This is a genomic window from Flavobacterium sp. 2 (assembly GCF_049949195.1).
In the GTDB taxonomy this organism is placed as follows: Bacteria; Bacteroidota; Bacteroidia; order Flavobacteriales; family Flavobacteriaceae; genus Flavobacterium.
In genome coordinates this window covers 1229948-1241983 of record NZ_CP188206.1, presented here as the reverse complement: position 1 = coordinate 1241983, position 12036 = coordinate 1229948, and the positions used below count along the sequence as shown (strand labels likewise).

Annotated in this window: 10 protein-coding genes; all 10 read left to right on the top strand. The window is 33.2% G+C overall.

The genetic code is table 11. The features are described from left to right. Positions 1 to 52 precede the first annotated feature (52 nt). Entirely contained in the window at positions 53 to 1147 is a 1095-nt protein-coding gene (gene ychF / locus ACNFIH_RS05245) for a redox-regulated ATPase YchF (protein WP_115886584.1), read from the top strand. A 242-nt stretch (positions 1148 to 1389) separates the two neighbouring features. After that, positions 1390 to 2067: a TIGR02117 family protein gene (locus tag ACNFIH_RS05240; RefSeq protein ID WP_426485783.1), complete on the top strand. Its 678-nt coding sequence runs from the start codon at positions 1390 to 1392 to the stop codon at positions 2065 to 2067. A gap of 8 nt (positions 2068 to 2075) precedes the next feature. Further along, a complete protein-coding gene (locus ACNFIH_RS05235) occupies positions 2076 to 2756 on the top strand; it encodes a hypothetical protein (protein WP_426485782.1) in 681 nt (226 codons plus the stop codon). A gap of 91 nt (positions 2757 to 2847) precedes the next feature. Continuing rightward, positions 2848 to 3765, top strand: a complete 918-nt coding sequence (locus tag ACNFIH_RS05230; RefSeq protein ID WP_426485781.1) for a YihY/virulence factor BrkB family protein — start codon at positions 2848 to 2850, stop codon at positions 3763 to 3765. A gap of 89 nt (positions 3766 to 3854) precedes the next feature. After that, on the top strand, positions 3855 to 4379 hold the full coding sequence (locus ACNFIH_RS05225) for an NADPH-dependent FMN reductase (protein ID WP_426485780.1): 525 nt from the start codon (positions 3855 to 3857) through the stop codon (positions 4377 to 4379). Continuing rightward, on the top strand, positions 4380 to 5360 hold the full coding sequence (locus tag ACNFIH_RS05220; RefSeq protein WP_426485779.1) for a transglutaminase domain-containing protein: 981 nt from the start codon (positions 4380 to 4382) through the stop codon (positions 5358 to 5360). Between the two features lie 68 nt (positions 5361 to 5428). Continuing rightward, a complete protein-coding gene (pncB, locus tag ACNFIH_RS05215; RefSeq protein ID WP_426485778.1) occupies positions 5429 to 6604 on the top strand; it encodes a nicotinate phosphoribosyltransferase in 1176 nt (391 codons plus the stop codon). 163 nt (positions 6605 to 6767) lie between these two features. After that, a complete protein-coding gene (locus ACNFIH_RS05210; protein ID WP_426485777.1) occupies positions 6768 to 8636 on the top strand; it encodes a DNA topoisomerase IV subunit B in 1869 nt (622 codons plus the stop codon). Continuing rightward, entirely contained in the window at positions 8617 to 9234 is a 618-nt protein-coding gene (locus tag ACNFIH_RS05205; protein WP_426485776.1) for a hypothetical protein, read from the top strand. Before ACNFIH_RS05210 ends, ACNFIH_RS05205 begins: the two co-directional genes overlap by 20 nt. A 26-nt stretch (positions 9235 to 9260) precedes the next feature. Beyond that, positions 9261 to 11984, top strand: coding sequence for a DNA gyrase/topoisomerase IV subunit A (locus ACNFIH_RS05200; RefSeq protein WP_426485775.1), 2724 nt, complete (start codon positions 9261 to 9263; stop codon positions 11982 to 11984). Positions 11985 to 12036 lie beyond the last annotated feature (52 nt).

The following is a 12036-nucleotide window of genomic DNA, read 5'->3' as shown; positions in this document are numbered from 1 at the left end:
ATGTTTTAGGCCGAAGCATAAAAGGTCGAATAAATAATATAGAAACAAACAGATGAAAGCAGGAATTGTAGGATTACCAAATGTTGGAAAATCAACATTATTTAATTGTTTATCTAATGCAAAAGCGCAGAGTGCGAACTTTCCGTTTTGTACAATCGAACCTAATATTGGTGTTGTAAACGTTCCAGATCCAAGAATCAACAAATTAGAAGAGTTGGTAAAACCAGAGCGTGTACAAATGGCAACTGTTGATATCGTTGATATCGCTGGTTTAGTAAAAGGTGCAAGTAAAGGTGAAGGTCTTGGAAATCAGTTTTTAGGAAACATTAGAGAGTGTAATGCTATTATTCACGTTTTACGTTGTTTTGACAATGATAATATTGTTCACGTTGACGGGAACGTAAATCCAATTCGTGACAAGGAAACGATCGATATCGAATTGCAGTTAAAAGATTTAGAAACAATCGAAAAACGTTTAGAAAAAGTAAAACGTGCTGCAAAAACAGGAAATAAAGAAGCTCAGACAGAAGAAGCTTTATTGAACAGAATTAGAGAAGCTCTTTTACAAGCAAAATCAGCAAGAACAATTATTCCTCAAAGTAATGATGAAGAAGTTTTGATGGAAGGCTTCCAATTAATTACAGCAAAACCAGTTTTATATGTTTGTAATGTTGACGAAGGTTCAGCTGTAAACGGAAACAAATATGTTGACCAAGTTCGCGAATTAGTAAAAGATGAAGATGCTGAAGTAATTATTCTTTCAGTAGGAGCAGAGGCTGATATCACAGAATTAGAAAGCTACGAAGAGCGTCAGGTTTTCCTAGAAGATATGGGATTAACTGAGCCAGGAGCATCAGTTTTGATTCGTGCAGCTTACAAATTATTGAAACAACAAACGTACTTTACAGCTGGTGTAAAAGAAGTTCGTGCCTGGACAATCAACATTGGAGCTACAGCGCCTCAGGCAGCAGGAGTTATCCATACTGATTTCGAGAAAGGTTTCATCCGTGCAGAAGTTATTTCATACGAAGATTACGTTCAATACGGTTCTGAAGCAAAAGCAAAAGAAGCTGGTAAATTCAAAGTAGAAGGAAAAGAATATATTGTAAAAGATGGTGATGTAATGCATTTCCGTTTCAACGTTTAATCTTTTTTTTAGAAGAAAGAGTAAAGAACAAAGAATAAAGATTAAAACTGCTGGAGAGATTCAGCAGTTTTTTTATGTCTAAAAATGAGAATAAAATCCGTTTAAATTCGCGCTTTCGCGAAAGCGAATCAGTAAAATCCGCGTACCATTTTTATCGTTAGAATTGGACATTAAAAATTTTTGGCTTAAAAATTGGTTACAGAAAAATTAACCAATTACTAATCTAAAATCAACCAATCAAAATGCTAAAAAAATCTTTCAAATTTCTAGGCTGGACACTCTTCGGATTTTTCACTTTTCTTGCTTTGTACATTTCATCTGTTTTGATTATTTCCAAAATCACAGTGAATTCAGATATTGCAAAAGTTGAAGAACAAAATGCGATTCCAATTTACATTCTCTCAAACGGTGTTCATACAGATATTGTAGTTCCTGTAAAAAACGAAATTAAAGATTGGCGAAATGAAATTCAATTCAGCCAAACTCAATCTAAAGATTCTTTAATGAATTATATTGCTTTCGGTTGGGGTGACAAAGGCTTTTATCTGGAAACTCCAGAATGGTCAGATTTAAAAGCAAGTACGGCATTCAAAGCGGCTTTTGGAGTGAGTTCATCAGCTATGCATACCACATTTTTTAAACAATTGAGAGAAGGCGACGACTGCAAACGCATTCTGGTTTCAAAAGAAAATTATCAAAATTTAGTCAATTATATTTCAAATAGTTTCACAGATTCAATTCATCCACAATGGATTGAAGGTCACAGCTACGGAAAAAAAGATGCTTTTTATGAAGCAAAAGGAAGTTACAGTCTTTTTAATACCTGCAATACTTGGGCAAATAATGCTTTAAAAGCTGCGAATCAAAAGGCGAGTTTGTGGACAGTTTATGATAAAGGGATTTTTTGTCATTATCAATAATTGGAGTTATGAAAAAACTGATTTTAATTTTTGCGGTAATATCATTAATCATTTCTTGTAAAAAGGCTGATGCAGCAGCAGAATGCGTAGATGGTTGTGCAGTTTTTTATTTTGAAAATCCGCAACCTGATAATGATGCTGAGTTGGATCGTTTTCCGAATAAATTCAGAGGATTATATGTCAATAACGATTCGACTTTTATCAGAATTGAAGAAGATAGAATTCTTGAAGAATACTTTTATAAATTCAAAATTCATAAGCTTAAATTAGATTCACTAAAAGCTGATTGTGATATTGTTGATGGCAAATTAATGGTAAAGGATACAAAATATTGCTATGACATGTTTCCAAAAGGAGATTCGATAGAGTTAGTTCAAAAAAATATCGATACGCTATTTAGGTTTTCTTTTTATCAAAAAGCAAAACGTATTGACGGACAATTAATTTTGAGCAGAAAAGATTCAATATTTTGGAAAATTCGATTTATTTCGCTTGATAAAAATATACTCAAATTTAAAAATCTTTATGATCTAAAAGACTTGAAAAAGCTTGATTCTGTAACTAAAATAAAAGCAAAAAAGCTTGATTCTATTTCTTATTTAATGAAACCAGCAAGAAGCGAATTTAAAAAGATATTCAAAATTAAACATTTAGGATACGATCAGGAATATAAAAAGGTATCTAAATAAACATGGAAAAAATATAAAATTAGCTTAAAAATCAAGAATTTAAAATTTTTCAAGATTGCGTAAATTTGAGAGAATATCAAAAAATCAGCAAATGAAAAATCAAAATATATTTTCAAAATCTTGGTATTTATTAAAAACCACATTTTTCGAATTCAATGATGATAATGCCATAAAATTAAGTGCGGCGTTGTCTTATTATACCATTTTTGCGTTGCCTCCTTTATTAATAATTATCATTACTATTTGTGGCGTCTTTTTTGGGGAAGAGGCAGTCACAGGTCAATTGTACGGCCAGATAAATAGATTGGTAGGAAATAATGCTGCGGTACAGATTCAGGAGGCAATCAAGAATGTTCAATTATCAGACAGTAATGTTTTTGTAACTGTTTTTGGTGTTATAATGCTATTAGTGGGTGCTTCGGGAGTTTTTGCTGAAATTCAGAGTTCAATAAATTACATTTGGGGATTAAGAGCTAAGCCCAATAAAGGGTTGAAAAAATTCATTCAAAATCGTATCATGTCGTTTTCAATGATTGTTACAGTTGGGTTTTTAATGCTCGTTAGTTTAATGGTAAATGCGACGCTTGATGTAATGAATGAACGTTTGAAAATGTATTTGCCAGACAGTACTGTTTATCTGTTTTATGTTATTAATTTAGTAATCGTTTTTGCAAGCATTACATTGCTTTTCGCGATTATATTCCGAACTTTACCTGACGGAATTATCAAATGGAAAGACGCTTTTATTGGCGCTTCGTGCACGGCAATTTTGTTTATGATTGGTAAATTTGCAATCGGACTTTATTTAGGGAATTCAACAATTGCAAGTGTTTATGGTGCGGCAGGTTCTGTAATTATAATATTGGTCTGGGTTTATTATTCGGCTATTATTTTGTATTTTGGAGCAGAATTTACAAAAGTTTATGCAAAAGCTTTCGGCGGAAGTATTTCACCAAATGACTATTCCGTAGAAATACAAAAAGAGATTTTTGAAATTGAAAGTGCCTAGAGATAGGCCACAGATTAAAAGATTTTCACAGATTAAAATCATTTATAATCCTTTAATCTGTGGCAAAAAAAACAAAAAAATACCACGATATGAAAATAATAGCCTTTGGAGGAAGCAACAGTACACAGTCGATCAATAAACGTTTAGCAACTTACGCATCGAGTTTATTTGAAAATGCCGATGTTGAAGTTTTAGATTTGAATGATTTTGCAATGCCGGTATTCAGTGTTGATCTTGAAAAAGAAGTTGGTCAGCATGAAGTAGCACAAGCTTTTCTAAACAAACTTAAAGAAGCTGATATTTTGGTCGTTTCAATGGCAGAAAATAACGGGAATTATTCAGTTGCTTTCAAAAATGTTTTTGATTGGAGTTCCCGAATCGAAAAAGATGTTTTTCAGCATAAACCGATGTTATTGTTGGCAACTTCACCAGGAGGAAGAGGTGGAAGTTCTGTTTTAGGAATTGCCCAAAATCTTTTCCCTCGTTACGGAGCCGAAATTAAAGGAAGTTTTTCATTACCAGCATTTGGCTCGAATTTTGATTTACAGGAAAATAAAATTTCTAATCCTGAGTTAGATAATGAACTGAAAAACATTATTAAATCAAATTTCTAAATGCCACAAAAAAAGATTTCATTTTTATTCCTTTTATTAAATATAGTTTTTTTCAATTTTGCTTCTGCCCAAAAAATAAGCGAGGTTGATAAAATAGTTGCAAAGTATCCAAAAAGCTTTGCCAGTACCGAGAAGTTAGCAGACAAAATCGAAGGAGATTTTTCGTCTGATTACGATCGCGCACGAGCAATTTACAGCTGGATAGCTTTCAATATAAAATATGACTTCAATGCTTTTTTGAATCCACCGAGAACACAAGGTTTCAGTTATTTTTCTGAAGCAGAAAAGCAAAGAAAAATCAAACAGATTAATGACAATCTGATTCAGAAAACTTTTACTTCAAAAAAAGCGGTTTGCGAAGGTTTTACAGCTTTGTATCAGCATTTGGCTTCATTAATGGGGATAAAATGTGAAATCATTCGCGGAGATTCTAAAATTTCCGTAAGAGATATTGGTCGAAAAACAACTTCATCAAATCATGCCTGGAATATGGTTTTAATTGATAAAAAATGGCGTTTGGTTGATGTTACTTGGGGACAAGGTTATTACGACAGCAGCAAAGGCCGAATGGTAAATGATTTTTCTCCAATTTATTTCGACACAGATCCTGATTATTTCTTTGCAAAACATTTCCCTGATTCCGAAACTTTTTTAGGAGACAGATTAAGTAAAGATGATTTTTTGAATGGGCCATTGATTTATAATAAAACCATAGAAAACGATTATCGAATCAAAACTCCGAATACTGGAATAATAGAAGCTAAAAGAGGTGATAAAATTACTTTTGAGATTAAAAATGTCTCAAAATCAAATCAGGTTTTTTATTTAAATAAAAAGAATCAACCCGTTAAAGTTCAAAATCCAAAAGAGAAAAGAGGAGGTTTGGAATTTCAGATTCTGATTGATAATAATGTAGGGAATTATATTACTGTTTTTGTTGATACCAACAGCATTGTTTCTTTTGAGATTATATCAAAGTAGGAAAATAAGAATTTTTCTCTTTTCTGAAATAGCCGTATCTTAGCAAGAATGAAATGAATTTAAATGCTATGGAAACAACTTTTCTGAAATCAATTTTAGACAATGATTTCTACAAATTCACAATGCAACATGCCGTAATAAGGCTTTTTCCAAAAGCAAAAGTTCGTTATGGATTTATAAATCGAGGCAAACATGTTTTTCCTGATGGCTTCGCAGATTTACTTAGAAAGTCTGTAGATGCAATGGCTGATCTTCGTTTAACAAAAGAAGAAAAAAATTATCTGTCGCATTATTGTCCTTATCTGGATCCAACTTATTTAGATTTTCTGCAAGGCTATAGTTACGATCCATCTGAAGTACAGATTAGTCAGGAAGGTTCAGAAATAAAAGTTACCGTTGAAGGATTTTGGTACAGAACTATTTTATGGGAAGTGCCGTTAATGGCTTTGATTTCGGAACTTTTTTATAAATCAAATCATTTGATTCGCTTAAATGATGAAGCGATAAAGAGTCTTACTAAAGAGAAAATTGACAATTATAATAAATTGGGCGTTTCAATTTTAGAATTTGGAACAAGACGCCGTCATTCTTATGATGTACATGTTTTAGTTAATGAAACTTTGCAGGAAAATGGCGGTCAGAGTTTTATAGGAACCAGCAATGTGCATTTTGCAATGGTTAATAATAGAAGACCTTTGGGCACGCATGCGCACGAATGGTTTATGTTTCATGCGGCGCAATATGGTTTTAAAATGGCCAATTTGATAAGTCTTGAACATTGGACACAAGTTTACGGTGGCGACCTCGGAATTGCGCTTACGGATACTTACACAACAGAAGTTTTCTTCAATCAATTTGATAAAAAATATTCCAAACTTTTTGACGGGGTTCGACATGACAGTGGCGACCCGATAGAATTTGCTCAAAAAGTGATTTCGCATTATACTAAAATGGGAATTGATCCAAAATCGAAAGCGATTGTTTTTTCAGATTCCTTAAATTACGATAAAGTAAAAATGATAGTTGATTTCTGTAAAGATAAAATCAAAATGTCTTTCGGAATTGGAACAAATTTCACCAATGATGTTGGGCTTCCTGCAATGAATATGGTGATCAAATTAACCGATACAAAACCTGATAATACACATTGGCAAGGTGTTGTAAAACTTTCTGACGAAAAAAATAAAAATACGGGAACGCCCGAAATGATTGCGCTCGCAAAAGAAGTACTCGGAATCAAATAGTATTTTTTTGTTTCATAGCTGTTTTTTTATATTTTTAACGGTCGTATTTTTTTAAAATCAATTTAAATAGATTGAAAAACTGTTATTATTCGTAACAAAAGAAAAAATACGCTTTCATTTTTTGCCGATAAATGGTACATTAGCCAAAAATCCAATTCACCTTATGCTAGAGCAAAATCAATATACCGAAGATAATATCCGATCACTCGACTGGAAAGAACATATCCGTATGCGTCCGGGAATGTACATCGGAAAACTTGGAGACGGTTCTTCTCCAGATGATGGTATTTATATTCTATTAAAAGAGGTTTTAGATAACTGTATCGATGAGTTCGTAATGGGCTCTGGAAAAACTATTGAAGTGACTATCAAGGATAAAACGGTTTCGGTTCGTGATTACGGACGTGGAATTCCGTTAGGAAAAGTCGTTGACGTAGTTTCAAAAATGAATACAGGTGGAAAGTACGATTCTAAAGCTTTCCAGAAATCCGTAGGTTTGAACGGTGTCGGAACAAAAGCGGTAAATGCACTTTCGAATTATTTCCGTGTAGAATCAGTTCGTGATGACAAACAGAAAGGAGCAGAGTTTTCTGCTGGAAATCTTGTTTTAGAAGAAGATATTGTTGATACGACAAAACGTAAAGGAACAAAAGTAACTTTTACGCCAGATGAAACGATTTTCAAAAACTATAAATTCCGTTTAGAATATGTAATTAAAATGGTTAAAAACTATTGTTATTTGAACAATGGTTTGACTATTATTTTCAACGGAGAAAAATATTATTCAGAAAACGGACTTCGTGATTTATTAGAAGAAACAATCAGTGAAGAAGATTTAGAATATCCAATTATTCACTTAAAAGACCATGATATTGAAGTTGCGTTAACGCATAGTAAAACGCAATACAGCGAAGAATATCACTCTTTCGTAAACGGTCAGAATACAACACAAGGAGGAACACATTTAGCGGCTTATCGTGAAGCAGTTGTAAAAACAATTCGTGAGTTTTACAATAAGAATTTCGAAGCATCAGACGTTCGAAAATCGATTGTGAGTGCGATTAGTATTAAAGTAATGGAACCGGTTTTTGAGTCTCAAACCAAAACAAAATTGGGTTCTACCGATATGGGTTCAGATGATGGAACGCCAGCAGTTTCTGTTCGTACTTTCGTAAACGATTTTATCAAAACCAAGTTAGATAATTACCTGCATAAAAATCCAGCAACTTCGGAAGCTTTATTACGTAAAATTCTGCAGGCAGAACGTGAGCGTAAAGAATTATCCGGAATTAGAAAACTGGCGACAGATCGAGCTAAAAAAGCCAATCTTCACAATAAAAAATTAAGAGATTGCAGAGCGCATCTTCCTGATACCAAAAACCCAAGAAACTTAGAAAGTACGCTTTTTATTACCGAGGGAGATTCGGCTTCCGGATCGATTACAAAGTCGCGTGATGTGAATACACAAGCCGTTTTCAGTTTACGTGGTAAGCCTTTGAATTCATACGGAATGACGAAAAAAATTGTGTATGAAAACGAAGAATTCAACTTATTGCAGGCTGCGCTTGATATCGAAGATGGTTTAGAAAAACTGCGTTACAACAACATCGTAATCGCAACCGATGCCGATGTCGATGGAATGCACATTCGTTTACTTTTAATTACTTTCTTTTTGCAGTTTTTCCCTGAATTAATCAAAGAAGGACATTTGTATATTTTACAAACACCACTTTTCAGGGTTCGAAATAAAAAAGAAACAATTTATTGTTATTCTGAAGATGAAAGAAAAGACGCGATTGAAAAATTAAAACCAAAACCAGAAATCACCCGATTTAAAGGTTTAGGAGAGATTTCGCCAGATGAGTTTAAAAACTTTATTGGAGATACCATTCGCCTTGACCCTGTTATGATGGATAAACATACTTCGATTGAGCAGTTATTGTCTTTCTATATGGGTAAAAATACTCCGGACAGACAAGAGTTTATTATCAAGAACTTGAAGGTGGAGATTGATGAGCTTGAAGAGGTTTAGTACGCTTTCAGTTTTATCGATTATCTTGGGAATAATTATGTTTTCCTGTAATAAAAATAAAGCTTTTGAAGGAAAAATAAATCTGGATTATTCTGATGCTTTTGATTTAGAAAAAGAAACGATTAAAAAGGTTGAAATATTTTCTTATCCAGATCGATTAGCTTGGGATACACTAAGGCATAAAGAAATTATTAGAAATAATAAGATCGATTTCGATACTTCAATGATTAATGAAAAAGTTACATTATTGAAAGAAGATCAAATAAAAGAATTATTTGATTTAATTAAAATTCATTGTAAGGTTAAAGGTGATGTTGCTCCTTATTCAAGCTGTTATATGCCAAGAAATTTAATTCTTTTTTACAATGATAAAAATAAAATTATAGGACATATTGAGCTTTGTTTTGAATGTGCAACTTCTGAATCGTCTAATAATCTTAAGGAAAATTGGGATTATTGTAAAGATGATGTAAAAGACTTTTTCAAAAAAGCAGGAATCAAATATTTTGTTGATTCAGAAGAAAAGGAAGAAAAAGAAAGATTGTTTTTGGATAGTTTGAAAACAACAAAAATAGTTAACAATAAAGTTTTAAAATAAAATACTGAAATAATTCAGCATATAAAATGAAAGACGAAGAAGACGATAACATAATTCCAAACGACGACGAGAATAATCAAGATGAAAACCTGATGGATGACAATCAGGATGGAGATGACGATGAGATTATCGATGTAGATGCTAAGCATTTCGAAGGACAGCATTTTTACGAAAATCAGGAAGAAGAAGGAGAGGACGTTATTACCAAAGTAACGGGCATGTACAAAGACTGGTTTCTGGATTATGCATCTTACGTAATTCTGGAGCGTGCAGTTCCTGCTATCGAGGACGGATTTAAACCGGTTCAGCGTCGTATTATGCACTCTTTAAAAGAGCTGGATGATGGTCGTTATAACAAAGTTGCCAATGTTGTAGGTCACACCATGCAGTATCATCCACACGGAGATGCGAGTATTGGCGATGCAATGGTACAAATTGGTCAGAAAGATTTATTGATTGATTGTCAAGGAAACTGGGGAAATATCTTAACGGGCGATGGAGCAGCAGCTTCGCGTTATATTGAGGCACGTCTATCTAAATTTGCTTTGGAGGTTTTATATTCTCCAAAAATTACAGATTGGGGAGTTTCGTATGATGGCCGTCGTGCAGAACCAAACAATCTTCCAGTAAAATTTCCATTGCTTTTAGCACAAGGAGCAGAAGGTATTGCAGTTGGACTTTCTACAAAAGTATTGCCTCATAATTTCAATGAATTAATTGACGCTTCTATCAAGATTTTAAAAGGAAAACCTTTTACATTATATCCTGATTTTATGACACAAGGTATTGCTGATGTGTCAAATTATAATGACGGATTGCGTGGCGGACGTGTGCGTGTGCGTGCTAAAATTTCGCAATTAGACAAGAATACATTGGTGATTACGCAGATTCCGTTTTCGACCAATACATCGAGTTTAATTGATAGTATTTTGAAAGCCAATGATAAAGGTAAAATCAAAATCAAAAAAATTGAAGACAATACCGCTGCTGATGTTGAGATTTTAATTCATCTTTTCCCTGGCGTTTCACCAGATAAAACAATTGATGCTTTGTTTGCATTTACAGCCTGTGAAACATCAGTTGCTCCTTTAGGATGTGTTATTGAAGATAATAAACCTTTGTTTATTGGAGTTTCTGAAATGTTGAAAATTTCGACACACAGAACGGTTGATCTGCTTCGTCAGGAATTAGAAATTCAATTAGAAGAATTAAAAAATAAGTGGCATTTTTCTACTTTGGAGAAAATATTCATTCGCGAAGAAATGTATATTGATTTCAAATTATACGGAGACAGAGAATCACTTTATAAATATTTATACGATCGTTTTGAGCCATTTAAGAAATCATTTGTTAGAGAAATTACTGATGAGGATTTACAGCGTTTGACTCAAATTCCGATGATTCGTATTACCCGTTTCGATTCTGATAAAGCCGATGAATTGATTTCAAGGTTAGAAGAAGAAATGAAAGAAGTAGAGCATAATCTTGAACATTTAACCGATTTTGCAATTGCTTACTTTACGAAATTAAAAGAGAAATATGGAAAAGGCCGCGAACGTCAGACTGAGCTTCGTGTTTTTGATAACGTAGAAGCTACAAAAGTAGTTTTAAGAAACACAAAACTATACGTAAATCGCGAAGAAGGATTCGTTGGGACCAGCTTAAAGAAAGACGAATATGTAGGCGATTGTTCTGATATAGATGATGTTATCGTGTTTTTACGAGACGGAACATTGATGATTACAAAAGTCGATGCCAAAACTTTTATTGGAAAAGACATTATTCACGCCGCAGTTTTTGATAAAAATGACAAACGTACTATTTATAACATGATGTACCGTGATGGTAAATCTGGGCCGTCTTATATAAAACGTTTTAATGTTACAGGTGTGACACGTGATAAGGCTTACGATTTAACAAATGGTACAAATGGTTCTCAGGTGGTTTATTTTTCACATAATCCAAATGGAGAAGCTGAGGTTGTAACTATTTTACTGCGCCAGGTTGGAACAATCAAGAAATTGAAATTTGATATTGATTTTGCTAAACTGGCTATTAAAGGCCGTGCTTCAAAAGGAAATTTGGTAACGAAATATCCAATCAAGAAAATCGAATTAAAAGAAAAGGGAATTTCAACTTTATTGCCAAGAAAAGTTTGGTTTGATGATACCGTAAAACGTCTAAATGTTGATGCGAGAGGTGAGTTGTTAGGTGAATTTAAACCAAGCGATAAAATCTTAGTAATTAGCCAAAGCGGTAAACTAAAAGTTATTATTCCGGAATTATCGACTCACTTTGAGGAAGATATGATCGTATTGGAAAAATGGAAGCCTAAAAAACCAATCTCAGCCATTTATTACGATGGAGAGAAAGAGCGTTATTTCTTAAAACGTTTCCTAGTTGAAAATGAAGGAAAAGAAGAAAGCTTTATTACGGATCATCCAAATTCGCAATTAGAAATTGTATCTACAGATTATCGTCCTGTTGCGCAATTGGTTTTTGCTAAAGTAAAAGGTGTTCAAAAAGAAGATCTTCATATTGATGTAGAAGACTTTATAGCCGTAAAAGGTTTTAAAGCTTTAGGAAATCAATTAACAACTGATAAATTGAAACAAGTGAATTTATTAGACCCGCTTCCTTACGAAGAACCAGTCGAAGAAATTCCTGAAAAGCCAGAAGTATTAGAAGATGATGATTCAGTAGAAACTGAATTAGATGATGATGGCCAAATAGGTTTGGTTTTAGAATAAAATGAAAACGCTAAGATTAATTTCTTAGCGTTTTTTTGTATAAGTGATTTAG

Bases quoted from the DNA above. Each gene is read 5' to 3' on its own strand.
- ychF (WP_115886584.1), top strand. From the start codon at position 53: ATGAAAGCAGGAATTGTAGGATTACCAAATGTTGGAAAATCAACATTA.
- ACNFIH_RS05240 (WP_426485783.1), top strand. From the start codon at position 1,390: ATGCTAAAAAAATCTTTCAAATTTCTAGGCTGGACACTCTTCGGATTT.
- ACNFIH_RS05235 (WP_426485782.1), top strand. From the start codon at position 2,076: ATGAAAAAACTGATTTTAATTTTTGCGGTAATATCATTAATCATTTCT.
- ACNFIH_RS05230 (WP_426485781.1), top strand. From the start codon at position 2,848: ATGAAAAATCAAAATATATTTTCAAAATCTTGGTATTTATTAAAAACC.
- ACNFIH_RS05225 (WP_426485780.1), top strand. From the start codon at position 3,855: ATGAAAATAATAGCCTTTGGAGGAAGCAACAGTACACAGTCGATCAAT.
- ACNFIH_RS05220 (WP_426485779.1), top strand. From the start codon at position 4,380: ATGCCACAAAAAAAGATTTCATTTTTATTCCTTTTATTAAATATAGTT.
- pncB (WP_426485778.1), top strand. From the start codon at position 5,429: ATGGAAACAACTTTTCTGAAATCAATTTTAGACAATGATTTCTACAAA.
- ACNFIH_RS05210 (WP_426485777.1), top strand. From the start codon at position 6,768: ATGCTAGAGCAAAATCAATATACCGAAGATAATATCCGATCACTCGAC.
- ACNFIH_RS05205 (WP_426485776.1), top strand. From the start codon at position 8,617: ATGAGCTTGAAGAGGTTTAGTACGCTTTCAGTTTTATCGATTATCTTG.
- ACNFIH_RS05200 (WP_426485775.1), top strand. From the start codon at position 9,261: ATGAAAGACGAAGAAGACGATAACATAATTCCAAACGACGACGAGAAT.